Here is an 18199-nt window from a genome sequence, read left to right as displayed (position 1 = left end):
CAGCCTGCGTCTGAGGCATTAACCGAAAAAATAGAAAAAATGAAGCAGGGGCATAACGAAAATCAGGCTGTCGAACCGGTCCAAAATACCGCCGTGACCGGGAAGAATATTACCGGAATCCTTGACAGCGTAGTGCCGTTTCAGCGCTGATTCCACCAGGTCCCCGAGTTGGCCGAAGATGGATGTCACTACGATAAAAGCGCTCATTATCAGGTAGGACTCAAATACCGGGTACACTGCCTCGAAGATGAAGCCGACAATAAATGCCGCGACAAGCCCCCCGACAAATCCCTCGATCGTTTTTTTCGGACTGATCTCCGGCCAGGGCCGGTGACGCCCGAAATTCTTTCCAATAAAGTATGCTCCGGAATCGGTTGCCCAGATTAAAAATAAAATCAGAATGACAACGGCAAGGCCGATGTCCGGCAGCTGGCGGATCATAATTAAACTGTGAAACCCGTATCCTATGTACACAGAGGATAAAATGACGAATCCTGCTTCATCAAAGGTGAAGGAGTTTTTAGTAACTACTGTTAATGCAAGCAGTCCCAGAATCATCGTTAAAAAAATCTCTGTTTTCGTTATATGCTGCAAAAACGGAAAGTTCAGCCATTCTGTGGGCACGAGCAGTATCCACATAAAGCCCATGCTGATTAAACCCCGGAAGGACAGCAGCGGGATCCGTTTCATGCGCATTATTTCAAACATGGCGACAGAAGCAAGCAAAGCAATCAAAAGAGTAAACCATTCGCGGCCCACAAATACAATCGCCAAGACGAGTACTGCCCCGATAAGACCGGTCATCGCCCGCAATCCCATACAAGACCTCCCCTTCAGTCGTTAAACGCCCCCGTACCTGCGTTTTCTCTGCTGATATTCTATGACAGCCTCGGCCAGGCCGTCTTCATTAAAGTCCGGCCAGAGCGTTTCGGTGAACCAAAACTCCGCATAAGCTAACTGCCACAGCATAAAATTACTCAGCCGGATTTCGCCGCTTGTACGAATCAGCAGGTCAGGGTCCGGGATCTGGTTCGTATACAGCCGGTTGGTGATTAATTCTTCATCGATGGCCTCTGCCTTCATCCGCCCCTCTTCCACGTCCCGGGCGAGCTCCTGCACGACATGGACGAGCTCGTGCCGCCCGCCGTAGTTAAGGGCAAAGTTTAAAACAATGCCGGTGTTTTCAGCTGTGGCATCCACAGCCTCCTGTACAGCCTGCAGCGTATGGTCCGGCAGCTTGTCCGCATCCCCCATCATCCGCACCTGTACATTGTTTTTCATCAGCTTGGGCAGTTCCTTGGCCAAAAACCGCTCCGGCAGCTGCATTAGAAAATTCACCTCTGATTTCGGCCGCTTCCAGTTTTCGGTGGAAAAAGCGTAGAGCGTTAAATACTTTATCCCGAGCTCGTGCGCTTTTTCCACGACCTTCGTGATCGCCTTCATACCTTCGCGGTGGCCGGCTACACGGGGCAGGCCCCTTTTTTTTGCCCACCGGCCGTTACCATCCATAATAATAGCCACATGGGCAGGCGTATTCACCTTCACTGCCGTGGCGTTCGCCTCCGCCCATGGATTTATTTGATTAAATAGTCGATCGTTCATAACGAGGGCACCAGCCTTTTCCCCTTTGTCTGTTTTATATGGCGCGTGTTCAATCAATTCCATATAAAAACCGTTCCTGCCTCAGCATTGTTGAAGAACGGAAAGCAGTATATCTGTTTATGTTTTCTCCCCGGCAGTGCATATGACTCCTGCCGGTTTTGTTCTTACAAAAAAACCCTCTTGAGTGCAGAGGGTTCCAGTCTGTTCCTATTGTAACTCGATTCGCATCAAACTTCCATAACTTCTTTTTCTTTTTGCTCCGCTGCCTGGTCCACCTGGCCGATGTATTTGTCAGTTGCTTTTTGCACCTGCTCCTGCTCACGCTTCAAATCATCTTCGGTGATTTCATTATTTTTTTCATCTTTTTTCAGCGTATCGTTGGCATCGCGGCGAATGTTGCGGATAGCCACCCGTGCTTCTTCCGCGTACTTGTTAATCAGCTTGGTCATTTCCTTGCGGCGGTCCTCTGTCATCGCCGGAATCGGAATGCGGATTACTTCGCCGTCGTTACTCGGATTCAGGCCGAGCTCTGCCTTCTGGATCCCTTTTTCCACGTCCTTGATGGAGCTTTTGTCAAACGGTGTCACAACAAGCAGACGCCCTTCTGGCACTGTAATTGTTGCAAGCTGCTGAAGCGGCACCTCGGCACCGTAGTAATCAACTACGACCCGGTCGAGCATGGAAGCGTTCGCTCTTCCTGTACGCAGTGTGGCAAGCTCGCGGCTTAAAGACTCCACTGATTTTTTCATCTTTTCTTCTGTTGCTTTTATATCATGAGCCATCATTGTTCCTCCTTATAATTGTTCCAATGTCTTCTCCCATTACTGCTTTCTTGATGTTTCCTTCTTCCATAATCGAAAATACGAGAAGCGGGATGTTGTTGTCCATACAAAGCGTCGATGCCGTCGAATCCATCACTTTCAGGTCATGATTTAAAATGTCCAGATAAGTGAGCGACTGGTACTTTTTAGCGTCCGCATTTGCGGATGGGTCTGAGTCATATACCCCGTCCACTTTGTTTTTAGCCATTAAGATGATGTCTGCTTCGATCTCTGCAGCCCGAAGTGCGGCAGTCGTATCGGTCGAAAAGTACGGATTCCCGGTCCCAGCCGCGAAAATGACTACCCGTTTTTTCTCTAAATGGCGGATGGCCTTGCGGCGGATGTACGGCTCGGCCACCTGTCTCATTTCTATAGATGTCTGCACTCTTGTAGGGATCTCAATGTCTTCAAGGCTGTCCTGGAGCGCAAGCGAATTCATGACTGTGGCGAGCATGCCCATATAGTCAGCAGTAGCCCGGTCCATCCCTTTCGAGCTTCCGGCCATGCCTCTCCATATGTTTCCCCCACCGACGACAATCACTACCTCTGTTCCCAATTCTACTATCTCACCAATTTGAGAAGCAATAGACTGAATGACTTCCGGATCAATACCGTAGCCCTGCTGGCCTGCTAATGCTTCTCCGCTCAACTTCAACACAACGCGATTGTATCTCTCCATCGTCATGAACCCCGCCTTTATATTATGTATCGCAGAAGCGCTGCGGCTTCTGCCCTGATTTTGCTTTCAGAAAAAAGGAGAGCCTACGGACCCTAGAGGATTCGATATGGACTCTCCCATACTGCCGATTTATTTCTTCACCTGGTTCATCACTTCGTCTGCAAAGTTTTCGTCGCGTTTTTCCATGCCTTCGCCTACTTCATAGCGGACAAATGTGCGCACGGAAGCGCCCTTGCTTTTCAGGTAGTCGCCTACTTTTTGGTCAGTATCCTTTACAAATTCCTGATCGAGCAGGCAGATTTGTTCAAAGTACTTGCCAATACGGCCTTCCACCATTTTCTCAACGATGTTTTCCGGCTTGCCTTCGTTCAGCGCCTGCTGCTTCAACAGTTCACGCTCACTGTCCGCTTCTTCCTTCGGAACGTCTTCGCGGGAAACGTATTTCGGGCTGATAGCCGCTACGTGCATCGCAACGTCTTTGGCAAGATCGCTGTCTTCTGTGTTTTCAAGAACCGTCAGCACGCCGATGCGTCCGCCCATGTGAAGATAAGCGCCGAATGCGTCACCGTCGTTTTTCTCTGCAAGCAGAAAACGGCGCAGGGAAATTTTCTCCCCGATACGTGCGATCTGGTCGTTAATATAACGCTCGAGCGTTACTCCGCTTTCGATTTCTCCGGCAAGTGCCGCGTCAACGTCAGCCGGCTGTTCATTCAGCAGGTACGTGGAAACGTCCGCGACGAGCTGCTTAAACAATTCGTTTTTCGCAACGAAATCTGTTTCAGCGTTCACTTCCACGATCACTGCTTTGTTTCCTTCGTACGTTGCGTACGTAAGGCCTTCTGCTGCTACACGGTCAGATTTTTTCGCTGCTTTGGAAATACCTTTTTCGCGCAGGTAGTTGACCGCTTCTTCCATGTTACCGTCTGTTTCGTTGAGTGCTTTTTTGCAGTCCATCATACCTGCACCTGTTTTTTCACGCAGTTCTTTTACCATGCTTGCTGTTACAGCCATTTAAATTCCTCCTTCGATTTTTCCATGCATAAACGCTTAAGCGCTATTTTTCAAGAAAAAGGGTGATAAAGGGTTTTTCCCTTTTACCACCCTTCGCGTCAGGCCTGGGCCCGTTATATTTATGCAGAGAGCTTACTGGTTTGAAACGCTCTCTTCTTCTGTGTTTCCTTCTTCTTCCGCTGCGGCTGCTTCCTGTTCTTTTTCCTGGGCAGCTGCCTGCTCACGTGCTTTTTCTTCTGCGCCCTGGGTTGCTTCGATAACAGCATCGGCCATTTTTCCTGTAAGGAGACGAACGGCACGGATAGCGTCGTCGTTACCCGGGATCAGCTTGTCGATCTCGTCCGGATCACAGTTAGTGTCCACAATCGAGATGATCGGAATGTTCAATTTGTGAGCTTCTGCCACTGCGATGCGCTCTTTGCGCGGATCGATGATAAACAGGGCATCCGGAAGCTTGTTCATATCTTTAATGCCGCCAAGTACTTTTTCGAGACGGTCTTTTTCTTTGTTTAACAGCATAACTTCTTTTTTCGGAAGAATGTCAAAGGTACCGTCTTCTTCCATTTTTTCAAGGTCTTTCAAGCGGGCAATCCGTTTGCGGATCGTTGCGAAGTTCGTTAACGTACCGCCTAACCAACGCTGGTTAATGTAGTACATGTTCGAACGGATCGCTTCATCGCGAACAGAGTCCTGCGCCTGTTTTTTCGTTCCGACGAAAAGGATTTTGCCTCCCTCTTCTGCAATGCTGCGTACGTATTTGTACGCTTCTTCCACTTTACGTACCGTTTTTTGAAGGTCAATGATATAAATACCATTACGCTCCGTGAAAATATAACGGCTCATTTTAGGGTTCCAGCGACGAGTCTGGTGACCGAAGTGCACCCCTGCTTCAAGCAACTGTTTCATAGAAATAACAGCCATAAAATAATTCCTCCTTAGGTTTTTTCCACCGCAAGCGTCATATCTGTACAAAACTTTCCAAACGGAAAGCACCTCTGTACAAATCAGCTGTTGCGTGTGTTTTTAACACCAACACGTAATATACCATACGTGTCTGCAGGACGCAATGTTAAAGCTTATTTTTCCTGCATCTGCAAAAACAGATGAACCTCGCGCTGGCCGATCGACAGCGTCTTCGCGATATCCTTTTCCTTCCAGCCATCTTTGTATAACATTGTAACACGGTTCATCATCGATTCCTTCGGCGCCGCTTCCTCCATCTCCGGTACCGGTTCAGCTGTTTCCGCTTCTTCAGCTGGACGCTCCCCGCCCTCCCACTCGGCGCGGAGACGTTCGTTGTCGCGTTTCATTTCATCAGTGTAGTAGATTAAAAGCTGCTCGATTTCCTTCTTATCGTTTTTTACCGCCTGCAGCTCACGCACAATGAATTGGTGCTTTATCCATAAAGCTCCAACGGCCATCAGGGCGAGCAGACTGAATATCAGAGACATGGGCCTTCTCCTTTCTTACGTTCTTTCCTCCGCCTGTTTCAAATACTGGCGCAGCCGGAAGAGTGCTTTGGAATGAATTTGTGAAATTCTTGATGTGGACAGGGACAAAATATGACCGATTTCGGTTAACGTCATTTCCTCCAGGTAAAAAAGAGAAACAACCTTCTGCTCCTTCTCCGGCAGATTAGCTATTGCTTCGCCGAGCTCGTGCAGGGAGGCCTGATCGGTAAGCATTTCCTCCGGGGACGGGGCGTTGTGATCTACAATGGCCCCGCGGTACGTTTCATCACGCTCGCCGCCCGGCGTCGCCTCATCCATGGAAAGCATATGCACGAAATAGTTTTCGGCAATCACCTTTGATACTTCCGAGGACTTCATATCCAGCTCTTCGCCAATCTCCTGGTCCGAGACAAACCGTCCCTTTTTCTGTTCGAGCCATTCAGCTGTTTCTTCAATTTTCTTCGTTTTTTCCCGGAGGGAACGCGGCATCCAGTCTTCCTGCCGGAGGCCGTCAATAATCGCTCCGCGGATCCGGAACGAGGCGTATGTATCAAATTTCAAATCCCTCGACAGGTCGAATTTTTTCATCGCATCGTACAGGCCCATCAGCCCGTGACTCACAAGATCCTCCCGGTTCACATTTTTCGGAAGCGTCGCTGCGATGCGCTGAACGTGATAATGAACAAGGGGCATATAAATGTCGACTAGTTGGTCGGCCGCCGTGTTGTCATAATTATCCAGCCATTTCTCCCAAATCTCCTGATGAGCATGCGCTGTCGATCTACTCATGTCATTTCCCCCTGTTCATATTATTATTGGTTCTCCTCCGGTCGGCTTGATCCGGAGATCTCCTGTGGCCACGTCAAACTCTATCGTTCTGCCAATGTGACCGCCTGTTTCCTCTGCTTTAAGCGGCACAGACCGCCCGGCAAGCATTTCTTTTGCTGCTTCGACATTTCGTTTTCCAATATGCAGATGATCGGTCTGAAACTGAAACATTCTTGCTCCCCCGGCAAGCTTTGCTTCGAGCGAAGCAATTGGAATACGCCGTCCCTCAAAGACGGCAAATGCTTTTTGTAAAGCCGCATCGGTGTACTTCGCTTCGTTAATATGCTGGCCTTCTCTTGCCATGGAGGATGACGGAAGCATTGCATGGATCAGGCAGGCATACTGGTGGCGGAGCGAATAAATGACTATACCTACACAGGAGCCAAGTCCGCTCGTAGTGAGAGTATCGCCGCCCTCTCCCCACTGCATATCCGCCATTGCCACTTTTATCTTCGCTTGTTTAATTTCCGTGTTTTTCATTCCCCGTCCTCCTGTACTCCGAGAGAGGCAAAAATTTTCGGAAGCGAGTGGGCATCCGGGATCATAAAAAACCGGCCGGCCATCTGCGAGTGATTTTCTCCTTTTGTCATGTTCGTATCGATCATGATCGCTTCGTCCCCTTCAAGGCCCGCTTCGATAAGCCCCTCGCTCAAAAGCGCTCCAATCATATCCACCGCAGACGAGGGGACTGTCGGCATCATATAAAGTCCGGTGAAATCGGAGAGTGCCGATAGATAAGAGCCTGCCAGAATATTTGTTAATTCGCACACTGCCGACTCAAGCAGCTCCTGCTCATTTTCCGGCGTGTACGGAAGATTCCAGCTTTGCACAAGCGACCTTCCCACTGCCTGCATCTCCTCCGGTTCGAGCACAAAAAATATGCTGCCGCTGATGTGGCCCGCGATACGGAGAAATGTAACCGCCGCTACTTTTTCTTCCCCTCCCGCTGCTTCAAGCAGCTCCGGAAACGGTACCATCTGCACTGAAGGGACGCTGATCTAGACTGTCGTTTTCAGGAGGGAGGACAGTGCCGTAGCAGCATTACCGCCCCCGATGGTTCCAACTTCTTTTAATATATCGAGATCTACGTCTCGTGCGCCCATCATTTCATCTCTCCTTCATATGCAGTAGTTTGTACCAGCCGCCCGATCCGCTCTCCAATCGCATGAAGCGGGAGGATTTCATCAATGAGGCCGGCCTGGGCCGCTGCCCGGGGCATCCCGTAGACAACGGCTGTTTCTTCTGATTCGGCAACAGCATATAGTGCCGTCGCCGCTTTTAGCTTTTGTAACCCGTATGTACCATCATTACCCATTCCGGTTAAAATAACAGCGAGCACACGCAGACCTCCTAATTCGGCAATAGAAGCAAACAGGATGTCCACCGACGGATGATAACGGTCGCCCGTTTTGCTTTCACTAACTGCTGTTACCAGCCGGCCTCCTTTTTGCCGGACTTCAAGCTGCCGGCCTCCGGGAGCAATATAAACGGTTCCTTTCTGCAGTGCTTCGCTGTCTTCGGCTTCTTTTACACTCCAGCTGTAGTCGCGGTTCAGCCTGTCGGCAAGCGACCTGGTGAACCCGGGCGGCATATGCTGCACAATCAGAATCGGCAGTTCGACCGTCTCCGGCATCGAACGGAAAAGCTCATGCAAGGCTGCGGGCCCGCCTGTGGACGTTCCGATTACCAGCAGATCCCAGCGTCCCGGTTTCCCGGGGGATTGAATGTTCATATACTCAGGCTCCGTTCTACGTGCGGGCGGAAGCGAACAACCGCTGCTTCATCCCTGTAATAAAATGCCGGAACGGCGCACCGTCCGTTTCTGCAGGCTGTTCTTTTTTCCACAGTCCTGCTGCAATCTGCTTCATGCTCTGGGCCGCACGGCTGTTAGGATACGCAATGACAAGCGGTGTCTGCTCCATGACTGCCCTGCTTACTTTAGGATCATTTGGCACCATGGGCAGCAGTGCGAGCTGCATGCCGAGAAAACGTTCACTCACAGTTATTAATTTCTGTGCGGCTGCCCGGCCGTCTTTTTTCTGCTCCACCCGGTTAATGACAGCCGCAAATGGAAAATCGCTTTTGTGGGAGCGGATGTATTTCATCATGGCGTAGCCATCCATGAGCGCCGTCGGCTCCGGGGTTGTCACAAGAATTCCGCGTTCGGTCGTCGTAATCAGGTGCATATGGTTTTCGTTCAGCCCTGCCCCCATATCAAAAATAATAAAATCAAATTCGCCTTCCAGCAGCTGCAGCTGTTCGTAAAAACGCTGCTTATGCTCCTCCTCCATATGAAAGACACCGGAAAGGCCCGAGCCTCCCGCAATCCACTGAACACCGGAGGGGCCGGACTGAATCAATTCAAAAATACTTTTATTTTCCGTAAACATTTCCTGAAACGGTAGAAGAGGCGTATACCCGAGCAGAATATCAAGGTTGGCCATGCCGGTGTCCATATCAATCAACAGCACCTCTGCGCCGGCTTCTGCCAGGGAAATGGCCACGTTCAGGGAGACATTGGATTTACCGACGCCCCCTTTTCCGCTTACGACCGACAACACTCTCGTCTGCCTGCGGCCCCGTTTCTGCATCTGAGCGCGCAGGCTTTCAGCCTGATCATTTTTCACCGAGTGTCCCCCCTGCTATTTTTGCTGCGAGCCATTTGTTGTCCGCAGGCTCAATGTCCTCCGGCACTTCCTGACCCGTAGTGACAAATGCCACGCGGAGCGAAAATTCATCAATAATATTCAGAAGCGCTCCAAACGATGTGGTTTCGTCTGTTTTCGTGATAATAACTTCGTTTGATATATAGGGAAGAAATTTTTCAGCGACTTCCTTCATGTCCTTGTATTTAGCCGTCAGGGACAGCACGAGCACGGTTTTAATCGGCTCCCCCTCCGGCAGCAGCCGCTGCGCGTCTTCCACCGTCTGTTCATGCAGAAAATTTCTTCCTGCTGAATCAATGAACACATAATCATGCTCCCCGGACCGTGCTACTGCTTCCCTGTAATCTGCCTGGTCGTAAATAACATGCACCGGCGCTTCCATGATGGAGGCGTACGTATTCAGCTGTTCGACTGCTCCCATGCGGAAGGTGTCTGTCGTAAAAAAGGCAATGGACTTTTTTCTGCGGAGCATTTCCCGGGCGCCGAGCTTAGCAAGCGTCGTCGTTTTTCCGACGCCGGTCTGGCCGACCAGCTGGATCATCCGGAACGGCTTTGCTTCCACGCGGGGGTGCCTGTCCTCCAGCCACTCTTCTATGCAGGCTTCGAGCACGGTCGCTTTCGGCCTGCTGGCCTTTTCTGCGTACCATTTCTCCATAAACCGGTTCATCAGCTCTTCTTCCACCCGTTCGTTTACCTCCTGTGCCTTTAGGGCGGCGGATACGGCCTGAAAAGGAGCCGGCGCTGAAGCCGGAAGCACTCCCGGCGCTTGTTCCGGCGCCTGCACAGCCTTAGCCTCTTTCGGCGCGGCCGGCTTTACGGCGTCTGCCGGAGGCGTGCGCTCTTTTTTTCGGGGCGGGGCGTCATCGATACCTGCGTAAACTTCGAGCTTGTTCACGGATTTAAGTCCAAACCACCTTCTGATTTTCACCGGTCTCGAATGCAGAATGACCGCTTCATCCCCAAAGTCCTTCCGCACTTTCGCTACCGCTTCCGGCATCGAATCCGCTGTAATTTTTTTCATTCTCATTCATTATTCACCACCCCGACGCTTTGGATTTCTATGGAAGGCTCCAGTTCGTTATAGGATAATACCGGCATCTGCGGGAAGAATCTCTCAATCAGCTGGCGCACATGCATGCGCACAGCAGGGGAACAGAGAATGACCGGTGTTTTCCCGATATTCATCAGCTGCTCGGCTTCTGCGCCGATACGCTGAACCACCCGCTGGGACTCGTTTGGATCCATCGCCAGATAATTACCGCTTTCGGTCTGCTGCAGGGCATCGGCAATTTTCTTTTCAATGCCGCCGCTGAGTGTGACAACCTGCAGCAGCTCTTCTCCGTCCGCATACTGCTTCGATATCTGTCTCGACAGGGCCTGCCGTACATACTCCGTCACAATCTCCATGTCCCTGGTCATCGTGCCGTATTCCGCCAGTGCTTCAAAAATAGTCGGCATATTCCGGATGGATACCCCTTCCCGGAGCAGCTTGGCCAGTACCTTCTGCACATCCCCAATCGTAAGCGTTGAAGGCGTTACTTCTTCGACAAGCGTCGGATACGTTTCCTTCAGATGATCGATCAGCTGCTTTGTTTCCTCGCGGCCGAGCAGTTCATGGGCGTGCGTTTTAATGACTTCGGTTAGATGCGTGCTTACGACCGACGGCGGATCCACCACCGTGTAGCCTGCGTCTTCAGCAATATCGCGCTCTTCCTCCGGAATCCAGAGGGCGGGAAGTCCGAATGCCGGCTCTGTCGTTTCGATGCCGTCGATCGGTTCTTCAGCTCCGGTGCCCATCGCCATGTAATGATCCATATACAGCTCGCCCCGGGCGATTTCGCTGCCGCGCATGCGTACAACGTACTCTCCCGGCTGCAGCTGGATATTGTCACGAATCCGTATGACCGGCACGATCATCCCAAGCTCAAGCGCCAGCTGGCGCCGGATCATCACGACCCGGTCAAGCAGGTCGCCTCCCTGCTTGGCATCTGCAAGAGGAATGAGGTTATAGCCGAATTCAAACTCAATCGGGTCTACGTCCAGCAGCTGCATGACGCTGTCCTGCGAACGCAGATCCTCCTCCTGCGCTTCTTCGGTTTCATGCACCGCTGCCTGCTCCTCCTGCAGCACCGTCTGCCTGATGGTAAACCCAATGGCAGCCATTGCTCCGGCAATGCAGGTGGTTAAGAAGAAGTTAATCGGCGTGAATACGCCCAGTAAAAAGATGGCGCCTGCTGCCACAAACAGCATCGGCGGAAAAGCAAACAGCTGCTTCGTAATATCATGGCCGAGGTTACCCTCCGACGCTGCCCGCGTCACGACAATACCGGTTGCTGTAGAAATAAGCAGCGCAGGGATCTGACTGACCAGACCGTCCCCGACGGTAAGGAGCGTAAAGGTGTTCGCAGCGGTGCCGATATCCATACCGTGTTCGGTCATGCCGATCACAAGGCCAAAAATAACGTTAATAATGACAATAACAATCCCTGCGATGGCGTCCCCTTTTACAAACTTGCTCGCCCCGTCCATCGAACCGTAAAAGTCCGCTTCCTGTTCGATTTTCTCCCGGCGCGCTTTGGCCTGCTGTTCGGAAATAACTCCCGCATTCAGATCGGCATCGATGCTCATCTGCTTCCCCGGCATCGCGTCGAGGGTAAAGCGGGCCCCGACCTCTGACACCCGTTCCGCCCCTTTAACGATAACGACAAATTGAATCACTACAAGAATCACAAAAACCACCAGGCCGACAAAGGCACTGCCCTGTACCACAAAGCTTCCGAACGTTTCGATAACGTTGCCTGCTTCGGCGTTGCTTAAGATGGAACGGGTCGTCGAAACGTTCAGCCCGAGCCGGAACAACGTCACAAGCAGCAGCAATGTGGGAAAGATACTGAATTCAAGCGGCTCCTTTGTGTTCATTGCCACGAGAATAACCAGAAGCGCCAGTGAAATATTGGCCATAATTAAAACGTCTAAAATAAATGTCGGCAGCGGGATGATCAGCATAATGACAATCAATATAACGCCCAGCAGCACTGATAGTTCTCTAAATCCCATAACGTTGCTCCTTTTCTAGCCGTTTTTCCTTTTGATGCGGTACACGTAGGCAAGCACCTCGGCCACGGCTTTGAATAAATCTTCAGGTATTTCATCATCAATGTCGGACTGGGCGTACAGTGCGCGGGCGAGCGGCTTGTTTTCCACCATCGGGATCGAATGTTCGCCTGCTTTTTCTTTAATTTTCCGGGCCAGATGGTCGGCCCCTTTGGCAATCACCTTCGGCGCACCCATCGCTCCTTCTTCATAGCGGAGTGCCACCGCAAAGTGCGTCGGGTTCGTAATAACAACGTCTGCTTTAGGCACTTCCTCCATCATTCGCCCCATCGCCATTTCCTGCTGCTTCTGCTTTCGTTTACCGCGGATGAGCGGATCGCCCTCCATGTTTTTCATTTCCTGCTTTACGTCGTGCTTGGACATGCGGATCTGCTTTTCATGGTCATGCTTTTGATAAATATAGTCCGGCAGCGAAAGCACGAGCAGCAGCAGGCTCCCGATCAGTCCCATGAGCCCGGTCAGGCGGGCAATTTCCATAAAGCCGTCCCCGACATCCTTTTGTGATAAAAACAGCAGCCGGTCGAGCGCCAGCCAGAGAATCGCAAAAACGACACCGCCGACGAGCGTAATTTTCAAGAGTGCCTTGGCGAGCTCCACGAGCGCCCGGGCCGAAAAAATCCGCTTGATGCCACTGAGCGGGTTGATCTTTTCCAGCTTCATTTTGATCGGCTCGCCTGTAAACAAAAACCCTACCTGCGTGAGAGATGCGGCAACACCCGCCACCATGGCCACGAGCATCACCGGCAGAATAATGATTACGGACTGGATCGTAATTTCCTGCAGCATTGCCGGTACACTCGCTTTTGTAATTTCCCACTGCATGTATTCTATGTATGTATGCGTCATTAACGCCTGTAAGTGATTGAAAATGGTGCCGCCGTACATGTAGAAGAGCGCAAAAACTAAAAACAGGATGACTGCCGTATTTACATCGTTGCTTTTGGGCACCTGGCCCTTCTGTCTCGTGTCCCGGCGCTTTTTAGGAGTGGCCTCCTCTGTTTTTTCCTGTGAAAAAAACTGCAGATCAAGTGTCCACTTCATTCCTGTCCCTCCCCTAAAAGCTCAAGCAGTCCGCGCGAGACGTGAAACATATCTTCATACAAGTACTGGATGGCCAGAAACATCCCCGGGATTGCCACCACAAGCAGCGGCAAACCTGCTGCAATTTTCAGCGGCAGCCCGACGACGAACACGTTCATCTGCGGAACTGCTCTTGCCATAATCCCTAAAGCAAGATCAACGAGAAAGAGCGAACCGACGATCGGAAATGCCAGCTGAAAAGCAAGAATAAACATCTGGTTAAACGCTTCCGCCACGTGCGTGACGACCGCTTCATCGCCGAACGCAAGTCCCGTCTGGTCAATCGGCACAAAGCTGTAGCTGTAGTAAATGCCATCCAGCAGCAGATGGTGGCCGTTCACTGCCAAAAGCAACAACAGCGCAAAGGCGTAAAAGTATCCGCCGAACAGCGGGCTCTGCGCGCCCGTCTGCGGATCCACCACATTCGCCATCAAAAAACCGAGGGAGATATCGAGAAACATCCCGGCGGTCTGCACCGCGTACAGCATAATCGTTGCGATAAGCCCGATCGCAAGCCCGAGCATAACCTCCTTTAGCAGAAGCAGTATATACTCGCCGTCCACCGTCATCAGCGGGGCATCCAGTGCCGGGAAAATAGCCAGGGCGAGAAAAAATGCCAAACCTACTTTAAATTGATTCGGAATAGTCCGATAAGAGAAAAGAGGCATCGTCGTAAAGAAAGCGAGCACTCGCACAAGCACCAGGGAAAAAGCCGGGAGCTGCTCTATTATTGCTTCCATCGTCTGTTCATCCGATGAACTGCTGCGCGTGATACCACAGGTTTCTCGTGTACTCCACCAGCTGTGTCAGCATCCACGGGCCGAGCACGAGCATGGCGGCCAAAACGCCAAGAATCTTTGGTATAAATGCGAGCGTCTGCTCCTGAATCTGGGTTGTCGCCTGAAATATGGCGACCCCAAAGCCGAGTACGAGCGCAATAACAAGCAGCGGCCCCGCGATTAAAAACACCATCCATATTCCCTGTTGTGCGATCTGCATTACCTGTTCTGCTGACATACATTTCTTCCTTTCTTCATTCCGGCTAGGTGTAGCTGAGGAGCAGCGACTCTACGATCAGATACCAGCCGTCCACGAGCACAAACAGTAAAATTTTAAACGGCAGACTAATCATGACAGGCGGAAGCATCATCATCCCCATGCTCATCAGTACGCTTGCCACAATCATGTCAATAACAAGAAAAGGTACAAAAATGAGAAAACCCATCTGGAAAGCTGTTTTCAGCTCGCTGATGGCAAACGCCGGCACGAGCGATGTAAGCGGAATGTCTTCGACCGACTCCGGACGCTCTTCGCCTGCATAATCCATAAATAGCGCCAGGTCTTTTTCCCGTGTGTAGCGGGACATAAATTCCTTCATCGGGCCAACAGCTTCTGTCAGCGCTTCATTTTGATCAATTTCTCCTGCCATCAGGGGGCTGAACGCCTGCTCGTTCACTTCCGAAAGCGTTGGTGCCATGATAAAGAAGGTTAAAAATAAGACGAGGCCGATAAGCACCTGATTTGGCGGTGTCTGCTGCGTGGCAAGACCCATCCGCACAAAGCTCAGTACGATCACGATTCTGGTAAAGCAGGTCATCAGCACTAGTATACCGGGAGCTAGAGACAAAACAGTAAGCAGCAGCACAAGTTGTACCGATGTCGCAGCTCCTTCTCCGCCGCCCTCGAGCAGCCCGCTGAAATCAAGTGCAGGAAGAGCACTAATAATCATCACCGTTCCTCCTTCACTTCCGTCCGGTTATCTGGCGCCTCCGGATGCTTTGCCCCGCGTGCTGTTTTCAGCCGTTCTTCGAGCACCGACTGAAAGGACTGGCCGCTTTTTTCCTCTGTTCTCCCGCTTGTTTTCCACTTTTCCAGCAAGGACGGGACACCTGTATATGTATTCTGTTCCTGGGCGGTAATCCGCTCCTGTTCCTCTTTATCCTCAATTTCCTGAAGCAGCGAAATCGTATCCCCCACTCCGACCACAAGCATTTTATCCCCAACTTTAACGACCTGAATCGATTTATTCTGCCCAAGCCCAATACCGCCAATGCTTTGAAGCGAGCGGGTCGACTGGTATTTGCTTGTTTTTTTGTTGATAAATTTCAGCAGCCAGAACAGCAGCCCGAGAACAACCGCAAGCGCTCCAATCATTTTTACAAAGTTCAGCCAAAGATTGCCGTTATCCATCGCTGCCGGTGCTTCTTCACTTCCAGCTGACGGGTCCTCCTGGTTTTCCTTCGGATTCAGGGACTCGTTAACAGTAGTGCTGGCAAGCGCTGTATCAGCGCCCGCCAGAATAATTACTGTCATCATCACAACTATGATTACTGCGTATTTCCAGTTCATTTTCTTCCCCCGCGGCAGGCCATCAGCCTAACGTTTTATTAATTGCTTCAATTACACGATCTGCCTGAAACGGCTTTACGATGAAATCTTTAGCTCCCGCCTGAATCGCATCAATTACCATTGACTGCTGGCCCATGGCTGAACACATGATCACCTTGGCGTTCGGGTCCGCCGCCTTGATTTCCTTCAGTGCTTCAATCCCGTCTTTATCAGGCATCGTAATATCAAGCGTCACCAGATCCGGCGACGTTTCCTGGAATTTTTCCACTGCCTCGTTTCCATCCTTTGCTTCTCCTACTACGTTAAACCCGTTTTTTTCCAGAATATCTTTAATCATCATCCGCATGAACGCGGCATCGTCTACTACTAAAACTGAATATCCCATGTTTTCCACTCCCTGTTTGTCGTTATTTTAATTGCGCAACCCGTTCTCTCGGACTGAGTATTTCCGTAATGCGTACGCCAAAATTTTCATCGATGACAACTACTTCCCCTTTAGCTACCGGCTTTTGGTTCACCAGTACATCGACAGGTTCACCGGCAAGCTTATCAAGCTCGACTACCGAGCCCTGGGACAGCGACAAAATATCCTTGATCGGCTGCCGCGATCTGCCAAGCTCCACCGTTACATCAAGCGATATATCCATCAGCATATCCAGGTTCCCGCCGCCGTCATTATATCTGTGCGCGGGCTCCTCAAGCTCGGAAAAGGCGGCTCCGCTTACTGTCGGAGATGCTTTCGGCTCCTGGTCGCGAGTTGTCTGCGGCTCGGCTTCCTGCCGTCCGGAAGGCTCCGGGGCAGCCTGCTGCTTCGGTTCGGGCTGCGGAGCTTCGTTGCTTGCCCCGAGCAGCTCCTCCACCATTTTCTTCGCAAATCCAAGCGGGATGAGCTGCATAATGTAGGAGTCCATCAGCTCTCCTATCTGGATGCGAAACGCGATCTGTACAACAGTATCTTCGTCGGGGATGTAGCGGGCCGACTCTTCTTCTTCGAGGTTCATAATATTGACGCCCGGTGGAGAAATATCCACCCGTTTGTTAAAAATGGTGCTCATCGATGTAGATGCCGATCCCATCATCTGATTCATCGCTTCCTGGACCGCGCTTTGCTGCATTTCATCAATATCAGCTGCCTCATCAACCTGCCCGTCGCCACCCATCATCAGGTTGGCAATAATGCTTGCGTCCGTCATGCTGATTACAAACAGGTTTGTGCCTTCGAACCCTTCGGTGTATTCCACATTTACCGCTACGTGAGGACGGGGAAAGGACTTTTCCACCATTTCAGTCGACACCACTTTTACGCCTGGTATAGTGATGCTCACTTTTTGGTTCAGCAGGCTCGACAGGGCAGTGGCTGCGCTGCTGAAGCTGATATTGCCGATTTCACCGAGCGTGTCCTTTTCCTCGGTGGAAAGCAGATGATCGAGTTCCTCATCTTCCGTGGAAGAGGCAATTTCTTCGGCCGGCGTCTTCTCCCCGGAGGAAGCGCCGCTGTCGTCATCATCGTCTGCGCCGACATTTTTCAGCAGCTCATTAATTTCGTCCTGCGAAAGCATATCGTCATTACTCATGCTGTTCTTCTCCCTCCTCTATCTTCTCTAATATCTGTACAGCCATATGGCTGCGCTTTTTCCCCGGCTGAGCCGTGAATTTCTTTCTGCTGCCTATATGCACCTCGAGCGGGTCATCGATGTGCTGCTTGAGCGTTAAAACGTCTCCACGCTCTATATGTAAAAGCTCTTCGATGGTGATAGAGGAAGTGCCGAGGATTGCCTGCAGGGAAACATTTCCTTGCAGCAGCCACTCGTTCAGATGCTCCACTTCCTGCTGGTCCCGCTCTTTTACTTTCGTCTGCATCCAGTAGTGGGTGGTAAGCTTGGGCAGTATCTCTTCAAGCACCATGTGCGGCAGGCACAGATTAATCATTCCCGACGTTTCTCCAATCGTTGTGGTTAAAGAAATAACCACCACGGTTTCGTTTGGAGAGACCATCTGGAGAAACTGCGGATTCACCTCAATTTCGGAGCCGATGGTTTCAATACTCAGCACTGATTCCCAGGCACTCTGGAAGGATTCGAGAATCATCTGCATAAAGGAGCTTAAAAGCTTTGTTTCAATTTCCGTCAGCTTTTCAACCTTATTCATGCTCTGCCCCTGGCCGCCAAGCAGCCGGTCGAGCATGGCGTAGCCGACGTGCGGGTTGACCTCCATGAGCATCCGTCCTTCAAGCGGCGGTGCTTCAAACACATTAAGCAGCGTCATCTTGGGAATTGAGCGGATAAATTCGTCGTAGGGCACCTGATCCACAGAGGCTACGCTGATATCCACGAAGGATCGCAGCTGTCCTGAAAGCGCCGTGGTAAGAATCCTGGCAAAGTTTTCATGAATTCTCGACAGGCCCCGGATCTGTTCTTTGGAAAAGCGCAGGGCTCGTTTAAAATCGTAGGAACGGACCTTGCGTTCGTTTTCTTCTTTTTTTAACTGCTCGCCGTCCATTTCTCCGGTGGACAATCCGGACAAAAGGGCATCTATTTCATGCTGGGATAGTACATCTGACAAGAGGTTTTCACCTCCCTTTCTCTTCTCTCGGGCGGC

General features: G+C 51.1%; 23 protein-coding genes. All 23 read right to left on the bottom strand.

Annotation, left to right across the window (positions count from 1 at the left end; translation table 11 throughout):
- Window positions 1-18: 18 nt before the first annotated feature.
- Window positions 19-819, bottom strand: a complete 801-nt coding sequence (locus ACTTK7_RS01970) for a phosphatidate cytidylyltransferase (RefSeq protein ID WP_462865358.1) — start codon at window positions 817-819, stop codon at window positions 19-21.
- Window positions 820-840: 21 nt separating this feature from the next.
- Window positions 841-1602: an isoprenyl transferase gene (locus tag ACTTK7_RS01965; protein ID WP_051143836.1), complete on the bottom strand. Its 762-nt coding sequence runs from the start codon at window positions 1600-1602 to the stop codon at window positions 841-843.
- Between the two features lie 227 nt (window positions 1603-1829).
- Complete coding sequence (gene frr / locus ACTTK7_RS01960) at window positions 1830-2387, bottom strand: ribosome recycling factor (RefSeq protein ID WP_322524692.1); 558 nt, start codon at window positions 2385-2387, stop codon at window positions 1830-1832.
- Window positions 2374-3108, bottom strand: a complete 735-nt coding sequence (gene pyrH / locus ACTTK7_RS01955; RefSeq protein WP_091610312.1) for a UMP kinase — start codon at window positions 3106-3108, stop codon at window positions 2374-2376. Before pyrH ends, frr begins: the two co-directional genes overlap by 14 nt.
- A gap of 123 nt (window positions 3109-3231) precedes the next feature.
- Entirely contained in the window at window positions 3232-4113 is an 882-nt protein-coding gene (gene tsf / locus ACTTK7_RS01950) for a translation elongation factor Ts (RefSeq protein WP_462865356.1), read from the bottom strand.
- Window positions 4114-4245: 132 nt separating this feature from the next.
- Complete coding sequence (gene rpsB, locus ACTTK7_RS01945) at window positions 4246-5034, bottom strand: 30S ribosomal protein S2 (protein WP_462865354.1); 789 nt, start codon at window positions 5032-5034, stop codon at window positions 4246-4248.
- A 155-nt stretch (window positions 5035-5189) separates the two neighbouring features.
- Entirely contained in the window at window positions 5190-5564 is a 375-nt protein-coding gene (locus ACTTK7_RS01940) for a DUF6115 domain-containing protein (RefSeq protein ID WP_462865353.1), read from the bottom strand.
- A gap of 15 nt (window positions 5565-5579) precedes the next feature.
- Window positions 5580-6353, bottom strand: coding sequence for a FliA/WhiG family RNA polymerase sigma factor (locus ACTTK7_RS01935; RefSeq protein WP_462865351.1), 774 nt, complete (start codon window positions 6351-6353; stop codon window positions 5580-5582).
- 15 nt (window positions 6354-6368) lie between these two features.
- Window positions 6369-6872 (bottom strand): chemotaxis protein CheD, encoded by a 504-nt coding sequence (locus ACTTK7_RS01930; protein WP_462865350.1) that lies wholly within the window; start codon window positions 6870-6872, stop codon window positions 6369-6371.
- Window positions 6869-7369, bottom strand: coding sequence for a chemotaxis protein CheC (locus ACTTK7_RS01925; RefSeq protein ID WP_462865416.1), 501 nt, complete (start codon window positions 7367-7369; stop codon window positions 6869-6871). Before ACTTK7_RS01925 ends, ACTTK7_RS01930 begins: the two co-directional genes overlap by 4 nt.
- A 21-nt stretch (window positions 7370-7390) precedes the next feature.
- A complete protein-coding gene (locus ACTTK7_RS01920) occupies window positions 7391-7498 on the bottom strand; it encodes a chemotaxis protein CheC (RefSeq protein ID WP_462865348.1) in 108 nt (35 codons plus the stop codon).
- Window positions 7495-8124, bottom strand: coding sequence for a CheB methylesterase domain-containing protein (locus tag ACTTK7_RS01915; protein ID WP_462865347.1), 630 nt, complete (start codon window positions 8122-8124; stop codon window positions 7495-7497). Before ACTTK7_RS01915 ends, ACTTK7_RS01920 begins: the two co-directional genes overlap by 4 nt.
- A 16-nt stretch (window positions 8125-8140) precedes the next feature.
- On the bottom strand, window positions 8141-9019 hold the full coding sequence (locus tag ACTTK7_RS01910) for a MinD/ParA family protein (RefSeq protein ID WP_462865345.1): 879 nt from the start codon (window positions 9017-9019) through the stop codon (window positions 8141-8143).
- Window positions 9009-10085: a flagellar biosynthesis protein FlhF gene (locus ACTTK7_RS01905; protein WP_462865344.1), complete on the bottom strand. Its 1077-nt coding sequence runs from the start codon at window positions 10083-10085 to the stop codon at window positions 9009-9011. The genes ACTTK7_RS01910 and ACTTK7_RS01905 overlap by 11 nt, the downstream gene beginning before the upstream one ends.
- Entirely contained in the window at window positions 10082-12115 is a 2034-nt protein-coding gene (flhA, locus tag ACTTK7_RS01900) for a flagellar biosynthesis protein FlhA (RefSeq protein WP_462865342.1), read from the bottom strand. The genes ACTTK7_RS01905 and flhA overlap by 4 nt, the downstream gene beginning before the upstream one ends.
- Window positions 12116-12130: 15 nt before the next feature.
- Complete coding sequence (gene flhB, locus ACTTK7_RS01895; protein WP_462865340.1) at window positions 12131-13213, bottom strand: flagellar biosynthesis protein FlhB; 1083 nt, start codon at window positions 13211-13213, stop codon at window positions 12131-12133.
- Window positions 13210-13992, bottom strand: coding sequence for a flagellar biosynthetic protein FliR (gene fliR / locus ACTTK7_RS01890; protein ID WP_462865338.1), 783 nt, complete (start codon window positions 13990-13992; stop codon window positions 13210-13212). Before fliR ends, flhB begins: the two co-directional genes overlap by 4 nt.
- A 7-nt stretch (window positions 13993-13999) precedes the next feature.
- A complete protein-coding gene (gene fliQ, locus ACTTK7_RS01885; protein WP_022792784.1) occupies window positions 14000-14269 on the bottom strand; it encodes a flagellar biosynthesis protein FliQ in 270 nt (89 codons plus the stop codon).
- 25 nt (window positions 14270-14294) lie between these two features.
- On the bottom strand, window positions 14295-14981 hold the full coding sequence (fliP, locus tag ACTTK7_RS01880; protein WP_462865337.1) for a flagellar type III secretion system pore protein FliP: 687 nt from the start codon (window positions 14979-14981) through the stop codon (window positions 14295-14297).
- Window positions 14981-15601 carry a flagellar biosynthetic protein FliO gene (locus ACTTK7_RS01875; protein ID WP_462865335.1) on the bottom strand — a complete coding sequence of 207 codons (621 nt, stop codon included), beginning with the start codon at window positions 15599-15601 and terminating at the stop codon, window positions 14981-14983. The genes fliP and ACTTK7_RS01875 overlap by 1 nt, the downstream gene beginning before the upstream one ends.
- Window positions 15602-15623: 22 nt before the next feature.
- Window positions 15624-15986, bottom strand: a complete 363-nt coding sequence (locus ACTTK7_RS01870; RefSeq protein ID WP_462865333.1) for a response regulator — start codon at window positions 15984-15986, stop codon at window positions 15624-15626.
- 22 nt (window positions 15987-16008) lie between these two features.
- The gene (gene fliY / locus ACTTK7_RS01865) at window positions 16009-17175 is read right to left on the bottom strand and encodes a flagellar motor switch phosphatase FliY (protein ID WP_462865332.1); all 1167 of its coding nucleotides are present in this window, start codon (window positions 17173-17175) and stop codon (window positions 16009-16011) included.
- Entirely contained in the window at window positions 17168-18163 is a 996-nt protein-coding gene (gene fliM, locus ACTTK7_RS01860; RefSeq protein WP_462865330.1) for a flagellar motor switch protein FliM, read from the bottom strand. Before fliM ends, fliY begins: the two co-directional genes overlap by 8 nt.
- Window positions 18164-18199: the final 36 nt, after the last annotated feature.

This window comes from Marinococcus tarijensis (genome assembly GCF_054971385.1).
Note: the sequence above shows the minus strand (reverse complement) of the source record. Positions and strands in the feature narration are given on the sequence as shown.